Source organism: Sphingomonas arvum (genome assembly GCF_026013565.1).
GTDB classification, from domain to species: Bacteria; Pseudomonadota; Alphaproteobacteria; order Sphingomonadales; family Sphingomonadaceae; genus Sphingomicrobium; species Sphingomicrobium arvum.
The window spans coordinates 264,348-282,868 of record NZ_JAPDOB010000002.1 but is presented as its reverse complement, the minus strand read 5'-3'; the positions used below and the strand labels follow the sequence as shown (position 1 = coordinate 282,868).

The 18,521-nt window shown below is 67.6% G+C and carries 17 protein-coding genes; 9 read left to right on the top strand and 8 right to left on the bottom strand.

Annotated features, from left to right (window positions below; all coding sequences use genetic code 11):
* The first annotated feature begins 2 nt into the window (after positions 1–2).
* Entirely contained in the window at positions 3–467 is a 465-nt protein-coding gene (locus OMW55_RS08895) for a response regulator (protein WP_264882496.1), read from the top strand.
* The gene (locus OMW55_RS08890) at positions 464–2,497 is read left to right on the top strand and encodes a hybrid sensor histidine kinase/response regulator (protein WP_264882495.1); all 2,034 of its coding nucleotides are present in this window, start codon (positions 464–466) and stop codon (positions 2,495–2,497) included. The genes OMW55_RS08895 and OMW55_RS08890 overlap by 4 nt, the downstream gene beginning before the upstream one ends.
* Before the next feature lie 46 nt (positions 2,498–2,543).
* Here the strand turns inward: OMW55_RS08890 and OMW55_RS08885 are convergent, their stop codons facing one another.
* The gene (locus OMW55_RS08885) at positions 2,544–3,839 is read right to left on the bottom strand and encodes an OmpP1/FadL family transporter (protein ID WP_264882493.1); all 1,296 of its coding nucleotides are present in this window, start codon (positions 3,837–3,839) and stop codon (positions 2,544–2,546) included.
* 25 nt (positions 3,840–3,864) lie between these two features.
* Complete coding sequence (locus OMW55_RS08880; protein ID WP_264882491.1) at positions 3,865–4,272, bottom strand: DUF2147 domain-containing protein; 408 nt, start codon at positions 4,270–4,272, stop codon at positions 3,865–3,867.
* A gap of 132 nt (positions 4,273–4,404) precedes the next feature.
* Here OMW55_RS08880 and OMW55_RS08875 point away from each other — a divergent pair, with 132 nt between their 5' ends.
* Together OMW55_RS08875 and OMW55_RS08870 are read left to right on the top strand one after the other, a co-directional pair.
* Entirely contained in the window at positions 4,405–5,055 is a 651-nt protein-coding gene (locus OMW55_RS08875; RefSeq protein ID WP_264882489.1) for an NnrU family protein, read from the top strand.
* Between the two features lie 45 nt (positions 5,056–5,100).
* On the top strand, positions 5,101–5,463 hold the full coding sequence (locus OMW55_RS08870) for a hypothetical protein (RefSeq protein WP_264882488.1): 363 nt from the start codon (positions 5,101–5,103) through the stop codon (positions 5,461–5,463).
* 4 nt (positions 5,464–5,467) lie between these two features.
* Here OMW55_RS08870 and OMW55_RS08865 read toward each other — a convergent pair whose 3' ends face one another.
* From OMW55_RS08865 to OMW55_RS08845, 5 genes are read right to left on the bottom strand one after another with little or no spacing between them, the layout of a single operon-like run.
* Positions 5,468–6,097 carry a response regulator transcription factor gene (locus tag OMW55_RS08865; RefSeq protein ID WP_264882487.1) on the bottom strand — a complete coding sequence of 210 codons (630 nt, stop codon included), beginning with the start codon at positions 6,095–6,097 and terminating at the stop codon, positions 5,468–5,470.
* Positions 6,090–7,232 carry a sensor histidine kinase gene (locus OMW55_RS08860; protein WP_319950665.1) on the bottom strand — a complete coding sequence of 381 codons (1,143 nt, stop codon included), beginning with the start codon at positions 7,230–7,232 and terminating at the stop codon, positions 6,090–6,092. Before OMW55_RS08860 ends, OMW55_RS08865 begins: the two co-directional genes overlap by 8 nt.
* A gap of 54 nt (positions 7,233–7,286) precedes the next feature.
* Positions 7,287–8,180 carry an SMP-30/gluconolactonase/LRE family protein gene (locus OMW55_RS08855; protein WP_264882486.1) on the bottom strand — a complete coding sequence of 298 codons (894 nt, stop codon included), beginning with the start codon at positions 8,178–8,180 and terminating at the stop codon, positions 7,287–7,289.
* 51 nt (positions 8,181–8,231) lie between these two features.
* Entirely contained in the window at positions 8,232–9,410 is a 1,179-nt protein-coding gene (gene uvsE / locus OMW55_RS08850) for a UV DNA damage repair endonuclease UvsE (RefSeq protein ID WP_264882485.1), read from the bottom strand.
* Complete coding sequence (locus OMW55_RS08845; RefSeq protein WP_264882483.1) at positions 9,407–10,426, bottom strand: phosphoesterase; 1,020 nt, start codon at positions 10,424–10,426, stop codon at positions 9,407–9,409. The genes uvsE and OMW55_RS08845 overlap by 4 nt, the downstream gene beginning before the upstream one ends.
* Positions 10,427–10,557: 131 nt before the next feature.
* Between OMW55_RS08845 and OMW55_RS08840 the strand changes: the two genes are divergently transcribed.
* Genes OMW55_RS08840 through OMW55_RS08820 form a run of 5 tightly spaced genes read left to right on the top strand, consistent with a single transcriptional unit; the run spans position 10,558 to position 17,382 of the window.
* The gene (locus tag OMW55_RS08840; RefSeq protein ID WP_264882482.1) at positions 10,558–13,395 is read left to right on the top strand and encodes a M16 family metallopeptidase; all 2,838 of its coding nucleotides are present in this window, start codon (positions 10,558–10,560) and stop codon (positions 13,393–13,395) included.
* Between the two features lie 60 nt (positions 13,396–13,455).
* Positions 13,456–13,896, top strand: a complete 441-nt coding sequence (locus OMW55_RS08835; protein ID WP_264883972.1) for an OsmC family protein — start codon at positions 13,456–13,458, stop codon at positions 13,894–13,896.
* A gap of 47 nt (positions 13,897–13,943) precedes the next feature.
* Positions 13,944–15,146, top strand: coding sequence for a Na+/H+ antiporter NhaA (nhaA, locus tag OMW55_RS08830; RefSeq protein ID WP_264882481.1), 1,203 nt, complete (start codon positions 13,944–13,946; stop codon positions 15,144–15,146).
* Positions 15,131–16,408: a hypothetical protein gene (locus OMW55_RS08825; RefSeq protein ID WP_264882480.1), complete on the top strand. Its 1,278-nt coding sequence runs from the start codon at positions 15,131–15,133 to the stop codon at positions 16,406–16,408. The genes nhaA and OMW55_RS08825 overlap by 16 nt, the downstream gene beginning before the upstream one ends.
* Positions 16,408–17,382, top strand: coding sequence for a histone deacetylase family protein (locus tag OMW55_RS08820; RefSeq protein WP_264882478.1), 975 nt, complete (start codon positions 16,408–16,410; stop codon positions 17,380–17,382). The genes OMW55_RS08825 and OMW55_RS08820 overlap by 1 nt, the downstream gene beginning before the upstream one ends.
* A 157-nt stretch (positions 17,383–17,539) precedes the next feature.
* On the opposite strand, the gene OMW55_RS08815 is transcribed toward OMW55_RS08820, so the two are convergent.
* Complete coding sequence (locus tag OMW55_RS08815; RefSeq protein WP_264882477.1) at positions 17,540–18,436, bottom strand: energy transducer TonB; 897 nt, start codon at positions 18,434–18,436, stop codon at positions 17,540–17,542.
* Positions 18,437–18,521: the final 85 nt, after the last annotated feature.

Genomic DNA, 18,521 nt, shown 5'->3' with positions numbered 1-18,521 from the left:
CAATGGCCGACCTGAAGCCCATCCTGCTCGTCGAAGACAGTCCCAAGGACGTCGAGCTCACCATTGCCGCGCTCGAGCGCTGCCAGCTTGCGAACGCGGTGATCGTCGCCCGCGACGGCGCCGAGGCGCTCGACTACCTGCATGCCCGTGGGCGGTTCAAGGACCGCAGCACCAGCGAACCGGCGGTGGTCCTGCTCGATCTCAAGCTGCCGAAGGTCGACGGCCTGGAGGTGCTGGAGCAGATCAAGAACGATCCCCGCCTGCGGCACACACCCGTTGTCATGCTGACTTCATCGCGGGAAGAGCGCGACTTGGTCCGCAGCTACCAGCTGGGGGTGAACGCCTTTGTCGTGAAACCGGTCGGTTTTGAGCAGTTCTTCGAGGCAATCCAGGACCTCGGCATGTTCTGGGCCGTCCTGAACGAGCCGCCGCCGCACGCGGCTCTTGGCAGCGAACGAGCGGCTTGAACATTCTTACTCCGATTGCGGAAATCCGCACCGTGCGCGTGCTCCACTTGGAGGACAGCGACCTTGATGCGGAGCTCGTGCGCGAGTTCCTCGGCATGCTGGAAAGCCCATGCGAGATCGACCGGGTATGGACCGCGGACGGGTTCAGCACAGCGCTGCATGACAAGGCCTACGACCTGATCCTGGCGGATCATGCCTTGCCCACCTTCGATGGCGAGGCGGCGCTGGAGATCGCTCGCAGCGCAGCACCGCTGGTGCCGTTCATCTTCGTCTCGGGCACCCTTGGCGAGGACGTTGCGGTTGAGGCGATGCGGCGCGGCGCCACCGACTACGTCGTGAAACAGCGGCTCGACCGGCTCCCGGTCGTGGTTCAGCGCGCTCTTGCCGAAGCGGCCGAGCGATCGGAACGTCGCCGTGCGCAGGCCGCGCTCCGCGATAGCGAGGCGAACTTCGAAACGCTGGTGCATGCCATGCCGCAGCTGTGCTGGCTCGCGGACGCGGGCGGCCAGATCACCTGGTTTAACCAGCGCTGGCGCGAGTTCACGGGTTTGTCCCTGGAAGAACTGACCGCTAGGGGCTTGGACGGAGTGCATGATCCAGGCCATCGCCTGCAGGTGCAGGAGCGCTGGGCCCAGTCCGTTGCCACCGGTGAGCCGTTCGAGATGACCTTTCCGCTGCGCCGTGCAGACGGAGAATTCCGACTGTTCCTCACGCGCGCCGAGCCGATCCGTAACGAGGCCGGCAAGATCGTCCGCTGGCTTGGCACCAACACCGACGTATCCGAGCAGCAGGCCGCCGAGGAGAAGCTACGCCGCCTGGCCGAGACGCTGGAGTCGCGGGTAGTCGAGGCGATTGCCCAGCGGGAGGCGACCCACGCGCAGATCAGTGAACTCCAGAAGATGGAGACCATCGGTCAGCTGACCGGGGGCGTTGCTCACGATTTCAACAACCTGCTCACGCCCATCGTCGGCAACCTCGACCTGCTGCGCCGCCGCCATGAGGGCGACGACCGCAGCCAGCGCCTGCTGAGCAGCGCGCTGCAGGCGGCTGATCGGGCCAAGACGCTGGTTCAGCGCCTGCTCGCCTTTGCCCGCCGGCAGGTGCTCGAGCCGCGGGCCGTCGACACGGCCATGCTGGTCGAGGGCATGAGCGACCTCATCCGCCGCTCGATCGGTCCGCGGGTGGCGATCGAGTGCCGGGCCGAGCCCGACATCGTCGCCGCCCGCGTCGATCCCGGCCAACTCGAACTTGCGTTGCTGAACCTGGCGGTCAACGCCCGGGACGCCATGCCGGGCGGCGGCACGCTGACCATCGCGATCAGCGAGCAGCATGTCGGGCCGGGCCACCCCGCGGCGCTGCGCCATGGCTCCTACGTCAAATTGGAGGTCTCCGACACCGGCACGGGCATGGACGCCGCCACGCTCGCCCGCGCGATCGAGCCCTTCTACTCAACCAAGGGCATCGGCAAGGGCACCGGCCTCGGCTTGTCCATGGTGCATGGCCTCGCCGCTCAGTCCGGCGGCGCCCTGCTGCTGCACAGCGAGCCCGGCCAGGGCACCCGCGCCGAGATCTGGTTGCCCGCGGCCTCGACCCGGGCCGACGGGCTAGCCGGGAGTCCGACCCCGTCAACCCCGCGCACCCGGCCGCTGTGCGTCCTGCTGGTCGACGACGAGGAACTGGTCCGCCTCGGTACCGCCGAGATCCTGCATGACCTTGGCCACCAGGTGGTCGAGGCTGGATCGGGCAGCCAGGCGCTGGAGCTGCTCCGCACGGGCACGGAGCCCGACTTGGTGATCACCGATTATCTGATGCCCGGGATGACGGGCACGGAACTGGCGGCGGAGATCCGGCGTGAGCGGCCGCAACTGCCCATGCTTCTCGCCACCGGCTACGCCAACCTCGCTGGTGACGAAATGGCATCGCTGCCGTTGTTGACCAAGCCATTCCGCCAGGCCGAGGTCGCGGCCCGCATTGCCGAGCTCATGACTCCCGCCGCCGGATCGCGCCCGGCCCTTCGGGCGGTCGAGTGATCCGGTCCGTCGCGCCGTGAGTGGCGGGACGGACCGGATTATCGGCTCAGAAGCGCACGGCCCCGCCTAGCGAAAGCACCAGCGCCCGCGCGTTGCGCAGCTCGCCGGAGGTCAGGATCACGGTCTGCGCCGGGGTGCCCACGAACGCCGCCGTTGGCCGCTCAATCGCCGCGTTGGCGAAATCGACATAGTTGGCGGCAGCGTCGATCGTGAAGGCCGGGGTGACGTTCAGCGAGCCGCCCACGCCGACGTTCCAGCGGTTGCTGTCCGGCACCCTGGCGTCGCGCTCGCCGTTGCGGGTCGGGGTGGTCGCCCGCTGCACGCCCGCACGCAGCGTGAGGTCCGGCGACACGGCATAATCCAGGCCGCCCGCCAGGCTCCAGCTGTTGCGGTAGTTCTCCGGCAACGCCTGGTTGACCGGGGCGCCCAGCCGGATGGCGTCGAACTTACTCCAACCGAAGTGCACATATTGCGCGTTCAGCGTCAGCTGGTCGGTCGCCTTGAACCGGCCGCCGACGATCACCTGGTTCGGCGTGCGGAACGTTGCTGTGACGTCGTTGAGGGTGAGGTTCGAAGTCGCCAGCGGGCCCAGCAGCCCGGCCACCTCCAGATCGCCTTTCAGCTTGTGGCGGATCGACGACTTGTAGGCGATGCCCAGCGATCCGACCGCATTGTGCAGCTGCAGGCCGGCGCTCCAGCCCAGGTCCCACCCGCTGCCCTTCAACTTCTGGCTGCCGTCCGGCAGCAGCGGCGACAGGTTGGGCAGCGCGTTGCTCAGCGTCGCCTTGCTGTTCTCGACGTTGAGCGCCACGCCGACCCGCAGCCAGTCGGTTGCGGCCACGCCGATCGACGGCTGGATGTCGATGGTCCTGAGCGCCGTCTTGTCTGCGCTGTAGCGGGTCCAGCTGTTCGCGTCATAGTCGGTGGTGAAGCTGAACGGCGAGGTCACCGCCAGGCCGACCGACACCCGGTCGGTCAGCGGATAGGCGATCGACCCCGACGGCAGCAGGCCCTTGGTGATCGGGTTCTTGGCGTCCTCGCCGGTGACCGGCGCCGGGGCCTGGCCCGGACGGACGATCACGGTGCCGGTGTTCACCACCTTGCCATGCGGGATGATCCCGGACGCGCCGAGCGCGGCGCTTCCATCGGTCGCCCCGCCGATCGCGGCCGGGTTCCACCACAGCGACTGCGAACCGGTGTCGGCCACCTCTCCCGAGAACACGCGGCCGGCGCCACGCACTGACTGCTCCTGGAGGTAGAAGGCCTGGGCGAAGGCGGGGGTAGCGGCGCCGAAAGACACCGCGAGACTCGCGGTCAGGACCGCGGAAGTACGCTTCAACATGGGAAACAATCTTTCGGTAAGGAGACTAACGGATGCGGGTCCAGGTCTGGGTCTTGCACAGCGGCACGAAGACGCAGCCGCGCACCTTGAGCTGGTTGTTGCCCGCGGGGGTCAGGCGGGCGCTGTAGGTCTTGCCATCGTCGGCATTGTAGATTTTCCCGCCGTTCCACGTCGCGCCGTCGGCCGAGAAGCCGCTAAGGATCAGCAGGCCCTTGAGCTGACGATTGCGGAGCGCCGGATTGCTGTTGTTGACGTCCTTGAGAGCCGGGTTGGTACGGATGTGGTCGGACGTCACCAGCCGGCCGCAGATCGACGCGCCGCAACGGGTGATCTCGACCACTCCGTTCTTGGTCTCGGTCTTCCAAAGCCCGAGCGCGCCGTTCGACGGCGTCTGCCCCGCGGCGAGGGCGAGCGCCAGGAGATAAGAAAGCATGTGCGGTCCTGTGTTGATGAAGCTGAGGGCAAGCTTCGTGGGTCTCGCCTCTTGCAATCGGGTGACGGGCAGTCAACTGCGGCGCGACACGTCCGTTCCCGCAAACGATAGGCCGCGCCGCGACGCCAGCCGATGACCGAACTCCTGCTCGCCCTGTTGGTCTTCTTGGCTTCTCACAGCATCCCCGCGCGCCCCAGAGTCCGCCAGCGGCTGGTCGATCGGTTCGGGCACGCCAACTACCTCATCGGCTACGGTCTGCTGTCAATCGTGCTCCTGGTCTGGCTGATCAGCGCCGCCGTTCGTGCGCCGATAATCCCTTTGTGGTCATCGGGACTGTGGAGCTGGCACGTGGCGCTCGCCGTCATGCTGCCCGCCTGCTGGCTGCTCACCGGTGGGCTGACGACCGCCAATCCGTTCAGCGTCACGCTTAACACCGCTCAGTTCGACCCTGCGCGACCCGGATTGGTCGGCCTTGTGCGCCATCCCGTGCTATGGGGCTTTGCCGCTTGGGCCGGCGTGCACCTCATCGCCAATGGTCATCTGGCCGCGCTGATCCTATTCGGCGTATTCCTGCTCTTCTCGCTTGGCGGCATGGCGCTGCTTGACCGCCGCAAGCACCGTCAGCTCGGTCCCGGCTACGCCCGGCTGTTGCCGACCGGCCGTCGTTGGACCGCCCGCCAGCTGCTGGCGACCTTCGGCGGCGGCACTGCGCTCTACGCGCTCCTGCTCGCCATGCACCCGGTCCTGATCGGCCCCAATCCGGGCGCGCTGCTGTTTCCGTAATAGTCCGTATTCCCGGCGAGGACGCCAAGGGGCAGAGCGTCAACCATGAACTGGAAGTCCATCCGACTTGAGCTTGGACAGACGCGCGAGTTTCCCAACGGCTCGGCCAGCCGCGCCTACCTGCTGCGGCTACCGCTAACCGCCGAGGGCGCGATCGACGTCGCCACGCTGGACCGTACGCCCGAGCAGGCAACCGTCCGCCGCCTGTGGCCGAGCGAGCCCGACCTCAGCGGTCACGCCGTCCGCCGCGACGGTAAGCTCGCCTTCATCGCCCGCCAGGGTGCCGCCGGCGAGGCGTTCTCCGAGTTTGACGCGCGGCCGTTCAACGAGGGCACGATCCTGACCATACTCGAACGCGGCGGCCGCTTGCTGCCCTTCCGCGTCGCGGAGTTGCGCGCCGCACGCTAAGCGCTCAGGCGGCTGCCTCTTCGTCGCCCAGCCCGGCGGCGAAGGCGATCCGCAGCGCTTCGCTCAGCGACCGCACCTCCAGCTTGTCCATCAGGTTCGCCCGGTGGATCTCCACCGTCCGCGGACTGATTCCGAGATCGTAGGCGATGGTCTTGTTGGGCAGGCCCTTGACCAGCCCGAGCAGCACGTCGCGCTCGCGCGGCGTCAGCGCGTTCAACCGCACCTGCGCATCGCCCAAGCGGCTCGACTGCGCCCGGCTGTTGCTGAGCCGCTCGTTCGCGGCCTCCAGTGAACCGAGCAGCGTCTGCTTGTCGAACGGCTTCTCGATGAAGTCGACTGCGCCGGCCTTCATCGCCTGCACCGCTACCGTCACGTCGCCGTGCCCCGTCATGATCACCACCGGCAGCTTGCAGCCCTGCTCCTGCAACGCGCGCTGGACCTCCAGCCCGTCCATCTGCGGCATGCGGATGTCGAGCAGGATGGTGCCCGGTTCCAAGGCCCGCACGGTTTTGAGCAGATCGACTCCGGATTCATACGACAGCACGCGAAAGCCGGAGGTCTTGAGCATGAAGGACGCGGACCGTCGGATCGCCTCGTCGTCGTCGACCAGGTGAACAAGCGCGGCGTCATTCATGCAGGGCTCCAGCATCGGGGATGGTGAACAGAAAGGTGGTGCCGCCCGACGGGGTAGGCTCGAACCAGATGCGCCCGCCGTGCGCCTCGATGATCGTGCGGCAGATCGACAGGCCGATACCCATCCCGTGCTCCTTGGAGGTGACGAAAGGCTGGAACAGCTGCGCCGCCATTTCCGGCCCTATGCCCTTGCCGGTGTCGGCCACGCTGACCCGGATGAAGCCTCCAAGGTCAGGCGCGGCGGCGATGGTCAGCTGCCGTACTGGCCGGTCGATCATGGCATCGATGGCGTTGCGGATGAGGTTCAGAAGTACCTGCTGGATCTGGATGCGGTCGACCAGCACCCGGTCAGCGCCCGCCTCCAGTTCCACGTCCACTTCGACGCCATATTCGCGCGATCCGACCAGCCCGAGGGCATTGGCCTCCGCGATCAGCCGGGGCAGCAGCTCGACCTTCCGTTCCGTCTGCCCATAGGTGATGAAGTCGCGCAGCCGGCGAACGATCTGCCCGGCGCGGACCGATTGCTGCGCCGCCTCGTCCAGCGCCTCGCGAGCCATCGCCAGCGTGTCGGCGTCAGGCTCGCCTTGCAGCAGGTCGCGCGCGCCTTCGCAGTAGTTGGCTATCGCGGTGAGCGGCTGGTTCAATTCGTGGGCCAGCGCCGAGGCGAGCGTGCCCACCTCGCTGACCCGGCCCACGTGCGCCAGCTCCGACTGCAGGTCCTGCAGCCGCGTCTCGGCATGCTGGCGCTCCGTCAAATCGCGGATGAATCCGGTGAAGATACGCTGGTCCCCGACCCGCGCTTCGCCTACCGACAGCTCGATCGGGAAGGTATAACCATCACGGTGCCGCGCGGTCAGCACCCGGCCGATGCCGATGATCTTCCGCCGACCCGTGCCGAGGTAATTGCCCATATACTGGTCGTGCCGCTCACGATCGGGCGAGGGCATGAGCAGGCTGACGTTCTCGCCCATCACCTCGGCCTCCGTGAAGCCGAACATCTTCTCGGCAGCCGCGCTGAACGACATGATCCGGCCACGCTCGTCGATCACGACCATCGCGTCGGGCACGGTTGCGAGGATGGAGCGGAGGTGGGTTTCACCCTCGCTCCAGGTGCGTGGTGGCGGCTGGTCGGTCATGGCATCGGCAAGGTTGGCTCGAACGGGCAAAATGGCAAGCTTTTCCCTTTGCGCTCAGGGCCTTCCAGCATGTGGGTTGCTGACCTCGGCCAACTCGATCCGGCCATTCGGCGCCGCTCCCGCGCGCTCGAAGTCGGAGGTCGGCGCGGTCATCGCGAACAGCGTCCGGCCGTCCTCGCCGCCAAGCATGCACGCGAAGCAATTCTGGCTGAACTCAACCACGTCCAGAACCGCGCCTCCGTCGCCGACGCGCACGCACTCCGGCGCGGTCGGATTGGCGATCCACACCGCGCCGGCCGCATCCAGGCAGATGCCGTCCGGAATGCGCGGCCGCTCCAGGTCCGTTACCGTCTGCGCCCACACCCGCCGATTGGAAAGCCGCCCGTCCGCGCCAATGTCGAACGCGGTGAGCAGTCCGGCCATGGTCTCGCCGACGATAAGGGTTCGCCCATCGGGCGTGATCACGCTGCCGTTGGGGAAGTGCAGCCCGTCGGCCGCGACCTCGACCGTCCCGTTCGGCTGAACCAGCGCGATCGCGGCCGTCGGATGATCGGCGAACACCGCCATGTCGCCCCGACGGCGGATCTCGCCATGGAGGTCGAACCCGAAATTGCCGACATAGGCCCGCCCATGGCCATCCACGACCATGTCGTTGCTCAGCATGGCGTGGACACCTGACAGGTCGGCATGGAGCCGGACCTGCCCGTCGGCACCGCGCCGCAGCAGCTGCCGCTTGCGCATCGACACCACCAGCAACGAACCGTCCGGCATCCAGCCCAAACCCGACGGCTGGTCGTCCAGCTCCAGCTCGACTCGCAGGTCACCGGTCAGCGAGACCGAGCAGACGCGGTGGGCGTGAAAGTCGCTGAACCACAGTCGGCCCTCGTGCCAGCGCGGTCCCTCACCAAAATAGAGGCCGTCCAGCAGCGTGAGGGTGGTCTTTGTCATCTCCGAAGGCTCGGCCGAGCGGTGCGCCGCGTCAAGCCTGAACCTCTCGCCTTATGCCGCAGCCTCCTCAAGCTCCGGAATAGGCGCACCCTCGTCGACGTCCGCCTCGTCCTCGGCCGCAACCCCCTGCTCAAGCGCCCGCTCCTCGGCCGCCAATTCCTCTGCGTCGGCCGCCGTGATCCCGAACCGCGCCGCCACGTCGGGCGCGAACCGCAGCAGGTCAGGCCTCAGCTTAATGATCGACACGTCCTTGGACTTGCCCTCCATCATTACGTCGAACTCCAGGCCCTCGGCCATGCGCATGAAGGTCGCGAACTCGAACGGATTGGTAAAATCGCTGTGCCCGGTCCAGATCGGCGGAAGCAGCACCGTCTTGATCCGCGCCGTCGCCTTGATCGGCGCCTTGGTCAGACCTTTCGCCTTGCTTGCCTTGCCGGCCTTGGCCGCGTCGCGCTGCTTGGCGGTGATCTTGCGCTTCACCTCCCGCATCTCCGTCCGCGGCGAGGAGAAATGAAGCTTGGGCCGGGCGCTGTCGCCCCAGGTCGCCAGGAACTTCTCCAGCGTCTCGCGCATATCCAGCCGCTCCGGGTTCAGGCACCAGAAGTGCTGGTAGTCGAACACGCAGCGCACGCCCGTCCGCTGCTGGATCCACAGCACGTCGGCGGCGGAGAAGCGGATGTCGTCATTCTCCAGCACCAGCCGGCGCTGGACATGCTCCGGGCACTGGTTCCACCCGTCGATCCAGCGCGCCCGCGCCGCCTCGCGGTCGTCGTAGACTCCGCCGACATGCGTCACCAGCACCGCCTCGGGCCCGCAGCCCATGCGGTCCAGCATCTCGGCCTGACTCGACAGGTCCCAGATCGACTTGCTCGTCAGCTCCGGATCGGGGCTGTTGAGCAGCACATATTGCGACGGGTGAAAGCTCAGGCGGATGTCCAGGTCGCGCGCCTTGCGCCCGAACGCCGCCAGCTCCGCGTCGCTTTCCGCCACCATGTTGTGGAACTGCGGCATGTCCGGGTGAGTCGCGTAAGGCGCGATGTCCGAACTCAGCCGGTACATGTTGATCTCGACCTTCTTGAGATAATCGAGCACCTGGTCGAGCAGCTCCAGGCTGCACTTGAGGTGCGGGTTTTTCTGCCATCGCCGAGTGTCGCCGGATTTCAGCCCCGGCACGCCCATCACCTTGACGGGAAAGCCCAGGCGAAGGGGGCGGTTCGGGTCGGCATTCATGCGATCTGCTCCTCGGGGAAACCCAGTTCGGCGACGAAGCGGTTCCATTCGGGGATGCGCAGCGCGCCCCCGCTCGCCGCCTTGTGGCCGCTGCCATATTCGCTGCCCGCACCCTCCGGCCGGCGCTCGGCAAAGAAGCGGATCAGGTCGTGCTCAGCCCCGGTCCGTGCGGCGAAGTGCACCCAGCCGGGTCGATAAGCCTTGTTGGCCGCGATCACGACCTTGTCCTTGAGCCGGACCCGCCATTGCTGGGCAATCAGCGGGTGGATCTGGCACGCGCTGTCGAGCGGGATCAGCGCCACGTCGCCGCGCACCTTGGGCGCGACCCGCTTGGCGACGTCCATCTCCGCCTTCACCTCTTCCTTGGCGGCGACCAGTTCGGCCGTCTCCGGATGCTCGCCGGACAGCAGCTCCTTGGGACTGTCGCACTTGAGCAGCAATTCCAGCGCTGGCGTCGCGTCCGCGCTCGCCGTGCGCCGCGGCGCGTTGATCAGGCTAACCGCATTTCTCAGCGCGGTCTTGCCATAGCGCCCTTGCGCCTCCGCCATCTCGGTGAAGCCTTTGTCCTCGGCCATGTCGCCGATCAGGCCGATTGCCGCCAACCACAGCAGCTTGTCGTCCGCCCCGGCCGCCCACCAGGCTAGCAGGGCCGACGTCGGCTCCGGTTCCAGCCCGTTGCCGCTGATCACCGTCGCGGCGCCCGGCGTGCCGGTCGGCACATGATGGTCGATCAGGCAGGTCGGCACGCCCGCCACGATGTCGCCCTCGCGTACGCCCAGGTCAGTAGCGATCAGCGCCGCCGGCGCCCGTTCGACCAGCTCTGCCTGCACGTCGGGGTCCCACGGGTTCTCGCCCTTGCCGACCAGCCGCATGTCGGCACCCGGCAGGCTGCGCTTGAGTATCGCCAGCGCCGCCAGCCCATCCGCATCGAAGTGGCCCAGGATCAGCGGGGCACCGCTGGTCTGCCCAAGCCACTGCGAAAACTCGCGGCCGATACTCTGGGGGTCGGGAGCCATAAGCCAAGTCAACGAGCCGTTGCCGCTTCGGGTCCGTCGCGGACCGCAACTCGTCCGCCCGTCGAACGCGCGCTTGACGTCCTGCCCTGCCCTCCGCACCACTCCCGACAACGCTCAACCCGGAGTTGCCAGTGCCCCGTCCGACCCGCCTGCTTCTTGCCGCCCTGCTCGCCGCCACCCCGCTGTCCGCGACCCTCGCCCAGCCCGCCGCGACCAGCGCCATCCCGCCGCTCGCCTATACCGAGCGCACCCTGCCTAATGGGCTCAAGGTCTACGCCATGCGCGACACGAGCAGCCCGAACGTGTCGGTGCAGGTCTGGTACGACGTCGGCTCCAAGGACGATCCGCGCGGCCGTTCCGGCTTCGCCCACCTGTTCGAGCACCTGATGTTCAAGGCGACCCGCAATATGCCGGCCGAGACGGTCGACCGGCTGACCGAGGACGTCGGCGGCTTCAACAACGCCAGCACCTGGGACGACTTCACCAACTACTATGAGACCGTCCCCGCCAATCACCTGCAGCGGCTGCTGTGGGCCGAGGCCGAGCGGATGGGCAGCCTGGTCGTCGACAACGCCAACTTCCTGCCCGAACGCGACGTAGTGAAGGAGGAACTGCGCACCGGCCTCGCCCGCCCCTATGGCCGGCTGTTCAGCCACTATGTCCCCATGGTCAGCTATCAGCGCCATCCTTACGCCCGCCCGGGCATCGGCAGCATCGAGGAGCTGGACGCCGCCACCATCGACGACGTGCGCGCGTTCCACGCCACTTACTACCGGCCTGACAATGCCGTGCTGGTGGTCAGCGGCAACTTCGATCCGGCGCAGCTGAACGGCTGGGTCGACAGCTATTTTGCGCCGATCAAGCGCCCCGCCACCCGCATCCCGCGCGTGACGGCCGCCGAGCCGGCCCGCACGGCCGCGCGCACCTACACCGTGACCGAGCCGAACACCCCGTTGCCCGCCGTGGTGATGAGCTTCCTCGTGCCACCTTCCCGCTCGCCCGACAGCGCGCCGCTAGAGGTGCTCCAGACCATTCTCGCCAGCGGCGACAGCAGCCGCCTGGACGAGGCGCTGATCCGCACCCGGCTCGCCACCGATGCCGACATCTATGCCGAGGAGAAGCAGTCCACCGGCCTGTTCGCGCCCTACGCCATCCTGGCCGGCGGCAAGACGGTGGCGGAGGTCGAAGCCGTCCTCCGCCGTGAGCTGGCCCGGCTGGCCCGCGAACCGGTCACGGCCGCCGAGCTGACCGAGGCCCGCAACGAGCTCACCACCGCGGCCCTGAAGGAGCGCGAGACGGTCGACGGCAAGGCGGTGGCCCTGGCTCGCGGCGTGCTGATCGACAACGATCCCCGCGCCGCCGACGAACGGCTCGCCGCCATCGCCCGGGTCAGCGCCGCCGACGTGCAGCGCGTCGCCGCCAAATACCTGGACGCTAACCGTGCCGTGACCATCCGCTACCTGCCCGCGCCGAAGGGCACGACGGTCAGTGGCGGCGACAAGATCGCGCTTGCGCCGACGGTCGTCACCACTCCGCTGGCCGCCCCCAAGGGCATCAAATTGGTGCAGGAGGCGAGCGCGGCCGAGCGGGTGCAGCCGCCTGCGCCGGCCGCTCCGGTGGACGTCGCCGTGCCGCAGCCGGTCACCGCCCGGCTTGCCAACGGCCTGACGGTAATCACCGTGCCGCGCTCTAACCTGCCGCTGGTCAGCGCCACCCTGCTCTCCACCGAGGGCGCCGCGTCCGATCCCGCGAACCAGGCCGGCCTGCACAACCTTGCCGCCACCCTGCTGACCAAAGGCACCAAGACCCGCAGCGCGACCCAGATCGCCGCCGCGGTCGAGGCCTTGGGCGGCCAGCTCGGCTCCGCCGCCGGCACCGAGGGCATGACGCTGGACGTGACCGTGCCGACGCCGCAGCTGTCCGCGGCGCTGGCGATCATGGCCGACGCCGCCGTCAACAGCACCTTCTCGGCCGAGGAACTGGAACGCGCCCGCGGCCAGGCGATCGACGAGACTACCGTCGCGCTGCAGAGCCCCGGCCCATTATCGCGGCTCGCCGCCGACCGCGCGCTGTTCGGAACGCATCCGTACGGCAGTCCCGCCACCGGGACACCGGAATCGTTGAAGGTCATTGATCGCACCGCCGTGGTCGCGGCCGCCAGCAGCGCGCTGCGGCCTGACCGCAGCGTTCTGGTGCTGGCGGGCGACATCACGCCCAACCGCGCGCGGCAGCTGGCTGAGACTGCGTTCCGCGAGTGGCAGGTTGCCGGCGGCCCGACGCCGCCGCCGGTTACGCCCAGCCTGACCGGCACCGCTCCCCTGCGTGGCAAGATCGTAGTGGTCGACATGCCCGGCTCGGCCCAGGCCGCCGTTGCCGTCACCCGCGAGACCATCGCCCGCTCCGACCCGCGCTACTATTCGACCCTGGTCGCCAATGCCGTGCTCGGCGGGGGCTACAGCTCGCGCCTCAATCGGGAGATCCGGATCAAGCGCGGCCTGTCCTATGGCGCGTCCAGCGGTCTCAGCGCGGCGCGCCAGACCGGCGACATCACCGCCGCGGTGCAGACCAAGAACCAGTCCGCCGCCGAGGTGCTCGGCCTGATCCTCGCCGAAATGCGCCGGCTCGGGACCGAGCCGATCCCGGCTGCGGAAATGGGCACTCGCCAGGCCAACATCGCGGGCGGATTCGGCCGGCAGCTGGAGACAGTGGAAGGCCTCGGCGGGATCGTCGCGACCTACGTGCAGTCCGGCGTCGACCCGTCCGAGATCGGTCGCTTCATGAGCAGCGTCCGCGCGATCACTCCGGCCCAGGCCAGCGAGGCAGCGCGCGGCCTACTCACCGACCAGGGCGCCACCACCGTGATCGTCGGCGATGCCAAGCTGTTCACCGACGACCTGCGCAAGCGCTTCGGCGACGTCACCGTGATCCCGCTCGCCGACCTCAAGCTGGACAGCCCCTCGTTGCGGTAAATGGCGCAACCGGGCGCGGGTGACCGTGTTGTCTCCTCGAACCCCGAGGGAGAGAAGATGATGGTCACCCGCACCGCCCGCGCGCGCTACGAAGGCACCGGCAAGACCGGCAAGGGCTGGATCTCCACCCAGTCCGGCGTGCTGCAGGACCAGCGCTACGGCTTCAACAGCCGGTTCGAGGACGGGCCCGGCACCAACCCCGAGGAACTGATCGCGGCCGCTCACGCCGGCTGCTTTACCATGGCGCTGAGCTTCGCCCTGGCCGGCGCCGGCGTCGAGGACGGCACGCTGGAGACGGAGGCCAGGGTCAAGCTCGATCAGGACGGCGCTGGCTTCAAGATCAGTCGTTCCGACCTTACCCTGCGCGCCAGCGTGCCCGGCATCGACGAGGCGAAGCTCCGCTCGCTCGCCGAGGAAGCCAAGAAGAACTGCCCGGTCTCCAAGCTGCTTGACGCCGAGATGAACCTGGAGGTGGAGATCGGCGCGGGCGCCGACGCCTGATTTCACCTTCGCTTGCGTGAGTTGAAGCTGGTCGGCATGGCGGCGCCATGTCCGCCGCCAACGCCTCGTCCGGAGAACGAAACGCCGGCCTGCTGCTGATGGCGGCGGCAGCCGCCGCGCTGCTTGTCGCCAACTCGCCCTTTGCTCACTTCTACCACGATCTGCTGCACGCCCCGCTGGGCCCCCTGACGGTTCACTACTGGGTAGCAGATGCGCTGATGGCCGTGTTCTTCCTGCTGGTCGGGCTGGAGGTTAAGCGGGAATGGTACGACGGCCAGCTGGCCAGTCCGGAAGCCCGCCGCCTGCCGATGATCGCGGCAGCGGCCGGCATGGCGGTGCCGGCCTTGGTCTACAAGGTTGCTACCGGCTTCGACCCCGTCCTGCGCAGCGGCTGGGCCATTCCCGCGGCTACGGATATCGCCTTCGCTCTTGGCGTGCTGGCCTTGATCGGGCGGCGTGCTCCCGCCTCGATCAAGGTGCTGCTGGTCACCATCGCGATCATCGACGACATCGGCGCGGTCGCCATCATCGCCCTGTTCTATACCGCCGACCTCAACGTCACCGCCCTGGCGGCAAGCGCCGTGATTCTGGCCGGCATGGCGGCGCTCAACATGTTCGGCGTGCGCCGGCTGTGGCCCTACCTCCTAGCCTTTCCGCTGCTGTGGTTCGCGGTGTTCCAGTCCGGCATTCACGCCACCATCGCCGGTGTCCTTGCCGCCCTGGCCATTCCGCTCGGCAAGGGCGAGCCGCGCTCGCCGCTGAAGCTGCTGGAACACCGCATCCATCCCTGGGTCATGTTCGGGATCGTGCCCCTGTTCGGCTTCACGAGTGCCGGCGTGACCATCACCAGCCTGTCCGAGCTCGTCATGCCGCTTCCCATAGGCATCGCGCTCGGCCTGTTTCTCGGCAAGCAGATCGGCGTGTTCGGCGCCGTCTGGCTGGCCCATGTCAGCGGCCTCGCGCGCAAGCCGGAGCACCTCAGGTGGCTGCACATCTATGGCGCAGCGCTGCTGTGCGGGATCGGCTTCACCATGAGCCTGTTCATTGGCGAGCTGGCGTTCGCAGATCAGATCCTGGTCGACGAGGCCAAGATCGGCACGCTTGCGGGCTCGCTGCTCGCCGGGCTGATCGGCTACACCGTGCTGGTACTCACCCGACCGATCAGTGAAACCGACCTCGAGCGAGAGGAGGCCGAAGAGGTGTTTGGGGAGGACGCAGACGAGGACCCAACCGTATGCCGCGATCGCTGATCACCGCCCTGATCGCGCTCCTGCTCGCCAGCTGCGTGACCCCCACCTCGCCCGACCATCTTGACCGCGCCGCGCGCGACTATGTCCGGCTCCAGCTCGCGATTGGCGAGAAGGAGGACGGCTACATCGATGCCTATTATGGCCCCGGGGAGCTCCGGGCCGAGGCCAAGGCGCTGGCCGCCCGCTCGTCCCTGACCGATCTGTCCGGCCAGGCCGACGCGCTTGAAGCGCGGGTCTATGGCCACCGCGCGGAGGAACCGCGCCGCGCCGCCTTCCTGCTCGCCCAGCTTACCGCCGCCCAGACCCGCCTGCGCATGCTGCGGGGCGAGAAGCTGCGCTTCGTCGACGAGGCCCGCGGCCTGTTCGGCGTCACTCCGCAGCTTAAGCCGCTATCCGCCTACGACCCTGTCCTCGCCCGCATCGAGCGGTTGGTTCCCGGCCTTGGCGACCTCGCCACCCGCGTGGACGCTTTTCAGGATCGCTTTGTTATCCCTGCGGACCGGCTCAAGGCCGTGTTCGACAGCGCCATCGCCGGCTGCCGCCAAGCGACCATCGAGCATATCGCCCTACCACCGACCGAGCGGTTCGATCTCAGCTTCGTGACCGGCAAGAGCTGGTCGGGCTACAATTACTACCAGGGCGGCTATCACAGCCGCATTGAGGTCAACACCGACCTGCCGATCCGCATCAGCCGAGCGATCGACCTCGGCTGCCACGAGGGCTATCCCGGCCACCACGTCCTCAACACCCTGCTCGAGGAGAAGCTCGTCCGTGGCCGCGGCTGGACCGAGTTCAGCGTCTATCCGCTGTTCTCACCGCAGTCGCTGATCGCGGAGGGCTCGGCCAACTACGGCATCGACCTCGCCTTTCCGGCCGCCCGCAAGCTCCGCTACGAGACCGCAGTGCTCTATCCGCAGGCTGGTTTGAGCACCGCTGACGCCGCTCGCTACGACGCCCTGCTGGACGCCATGCGCGAGCTTGCCGGCGCGCGCATTACCCTGGCGCAGATGCTGCTGGATGGCGACATCGGCGACGACGAGGCGATCCGCCTCACCCGGAAGTATCAGCTGGTGAGCGGGGCCCGCGCCCGCCAGTCGATCTCGTTCACCAAGCAATACCGCAGCTACGTCATCAATTACGGTCTGGGCCGCGACATGATCGCCGCAGATGTCGAGCGCGAGGACGGAAACGCAGCCCGCTGGCAACGAATGGAACAGCTGCTGTCGGAGCCGACCCTGCCCTCTGACCTCAGGGTCCGCTGATGCGCTGCTTCTGGGACGAACGGCAGCGTGCCCACGCGCCGGCCGTCGAGTTCTTCAACGGAGCGCTACACCCCGCAGCCGAGCACGATGGGCGGGTCGACAGCATCCTTGCCGCGATCGGCCGCACCGAGGCGCCGGCCGATCATGGCATGGCGCCACTCTTGGCGGTGCACGATACAGGCTACCTCGACTTTCTCCAGCGTGCGCACCGCGACTGGCTAGCGGCGGGCCGCACAGGCGAGGCACTGCCCTATGCCTTTCCCGTGGTCGGGCGCCGGCCGCTCCGCCTCGGCCGGATCGACGCGGAGCTCGGCCGCTACGCGTATGACACCACTACCCCGATCGGTCCGGCGAGCTGGGAAGCAGCCTACTGGGGTGCGCAGACCGCACTCGCCGCGCTCGGGGCCGTGCGCGGCGGAGACCATGCCTTCGCCTTCTGCCGCCCGCCCGGTCATCATGCTGGGGCGGACTATTGCGGCGGCTACAGCTACCTCAACAATGCCGCCATCTGTGCGGTTGCAGCGGGCAAGCGCGTGGCCGTGCTCGACATCGACTATCACCATGGCAACGGCACGCAGGACATGCTGGCCGGCCGTGAGGGCATCCGCTTCGCCTCGCTCCACGCGGATCCTGCAACTGATTATCCGTTCTACTGGGGGCATGCGGACGAGAGCGGCGGAAACTTCCTCAACCTACCCCTGCCGCGCGGCACCGCTTTCGACGCCTACGACGCCGCACTCGTCCGCGCGCTCGGCTGGCTGGCGGAGGGCTCGCCCGAACTGCTGGTCATCAGCTTCGGGGCCGACACCTATGTCGGAGACCCGATCAGCCACTTCGCGCTGGATACACCCGACTACGCCCGCCTCGCCCGTCGCATCGCCGCAATCGGGCTGCCGACGCTGATCGTCATGGAAGGCGGTTATGCCGTCCACGCGCTCGGCGATAACGTGGCCACTTTCCTGGGCGGCTTCTGAGGCATGGACCATTTCCAACTGCGCGGCGGCGTCACCCATGCCGAGGACGTGCCGCTACCGGTCATTGCGGATGCGCTGGCGGAGGTGGACACGCCAGAGTTCCGCCTGCCTTAAGATGAAGCAAGGATAGGCCCCGCTTGACCTGGCGGCTCTGGTCTCAGGGCCTGAGGAACTTGATCGTTGCGAGGTCGTAGGTCGGGACCTTCGTTCCGTCGGCCAGCTCTGCAGGAGTATAACGTGCTTTGCTCAACCGCCGGCAGACAACCTCCGCGAATTCAGGCGCCTTGAAATAGGTCAGGCTGGTACATTTTCTCACGCGACCTTCCGCGTCGATATTGAGCCGTGCTTCGACAATCGATTGCTCGCCACGGGCAGCGGCGCCTGGGGGATAGTCGCTCGAACTGAACAGCCCAGGCAGGTTCTTCGTGCGGGCCGGCTTTACGATCTTCTCCTGCACTGCCGGATCGATACCCCAAGCAAGTAGCTGTTGCCGCGCGCAGTCCCGCATCAGGGCGTTGGCACGACCCAGAGAACCGGTCTCCAGAATGAGGGTTCGTCCGCTCGGCTCGCGAATCGCAAAGCTCGTAATCAGCTTTGCGTTAGCGTCCTCCTCTGCCCGGATTGCAGCAGCCTTCGGCTGCTCGTGCTCTGCCTGCTGGTATTCCTCCCGTAACTCCTGACGAGATTTCCGGTGCGGTGCGAGCAATTCGATGTGCGGCCACAGGATGGCCGGCTCTTCCGTCTCGGCGGTCTGAGTCACTCCGCCCGTATCGAACTCGCGGCCTGGGACCGGCAGCAGTTGAACGGACCCACCTGCCTCTCCTTCACGAGCCTTCAGGTCGCCGCCGAAGACCAGCAGGCTCATCGAGCCGCCCGGTGAAATCCGCTCAAGCACCAATGAGGTCGGCTTGGCAGCCGATCCGAACAGCCGGCCCAACCGGCAGCTATTATCGCCGTAGTGGAGGTTCCACGGGCTGAGGGGCGCGAGCCGGATCGATTCCTTCGGCGCCGCAGAAACGGTCGAGCCAAGCAGCGAGAACGCCGCCACCATCATTCTCACGCACCAGCCCCCGTCACCAAGTCAATCCGGCGCGCAGAGGCTAAGTCGGCAGATGCTGACCGTCTACCCAGCAGGGAAG

Coding starts and splice junctions, on each gene's coding strand:
- OMW55_RS08820 (WP_264882478.1), top strand. CDS start 16,408: ATGCGCTGCTTCTGGGACGAACGGCAGCGTGCCCACGCGCCGGCCGTC.
- OMW55_RS08895 (WP_264882496.1), top strand. CDS start 3: ATGGCCGACCTGAAGCCCATCCTGCTCGTCGAAGACAGTCCCAAGGAC.
- OMW55_RS08855 (WP_264882486.1), bottom strand. CDS start 8,180: ATGACAAAGACCACCCTCACGCTGCTGGACGGCCTCTATTTTGGTGAG.
- OMW55_RS08815 (WP_264882477.1), bottom strand. CDS start 18,436: ATGATGGTGGCGGCGTTCTCGCTGCTTGGCTCGACCGTTTCTGCGGCG.
- OMW55_RS08860 (WP_319950665.1), bottom strand. CDS start 7,232: ATGACCGACCAGCCGCCACCACGCACCTGGAGCGAGGGTGAAACCCAC.
- OMW55_RS08835 (WP_264883972.1), top strand. CDS start 13,456: ATGGTCACCCGCACCGCCCGCGCGCGCTACGAAGGCACCGGCAAGACC.
- OMW55_RS08885 (WP_264882493.1), bottom strand. CDS start 3,839: ATGTTGAAGCGTACTTCCGCGGTCCTGACCGCGAGTCTCGCGGTGTCT.
- uvsE (WP_264882485.1), bottom strand. CDS start 9,410: ATGAATGCCGACCCGAACCGCCCCCTTCGCCTGGGCTTTCCCGTCAAG.
- OMW55_RS08865 (WP_264882487.1), bottom strand. CDS start 6,097: ATGAATGACGCCGCGCTTGTTCACCTGGTCGACGACGACGAGGCGATC.
- OMW55_RS08845 (WP_264882483.1), bottom strand. CDS start 10,426: ATGGCTCCCGACCCCCAGAGTATCGGCCGCGAGTTTTCGCAGTGGCTT.
- OMW55_RS08825 (WP_264882480.1), top strand. CDS start 15,131: ATGCCGCGATCGCTGATCACCGCCCTGATCGCGCTCCTGCTCGCCAGC.
- nhaA (WP_264882481.1), top strand. CDS start 13,944: ATGTCCGCCGCCAACGCCTCGTCCGGAGAACGAAACGCCGGCCTGCTG.
- OMW55_RS08870 (WP_264882488.1), top strand. CDS start 5,101: ATGAACTGGAAGTCCATCCGACTTGAGCTTGGACAGACGCGCGAGTTT.
- OMW55_RS08880 (WP_264882491.1), bottom strand. CDS start 4,272: ATGCTTTCTTATCTCCTGGCGCTCGCCCTCGCCGCGGGGCAGACGCCG.
- OMW55_RS08875 (WP_264882489.1), top strand. CDS start 4,405: ATGACCGAACTCCTGCTCGCCCTGTTGGTCTTCTTGGCTTCTCACAGC.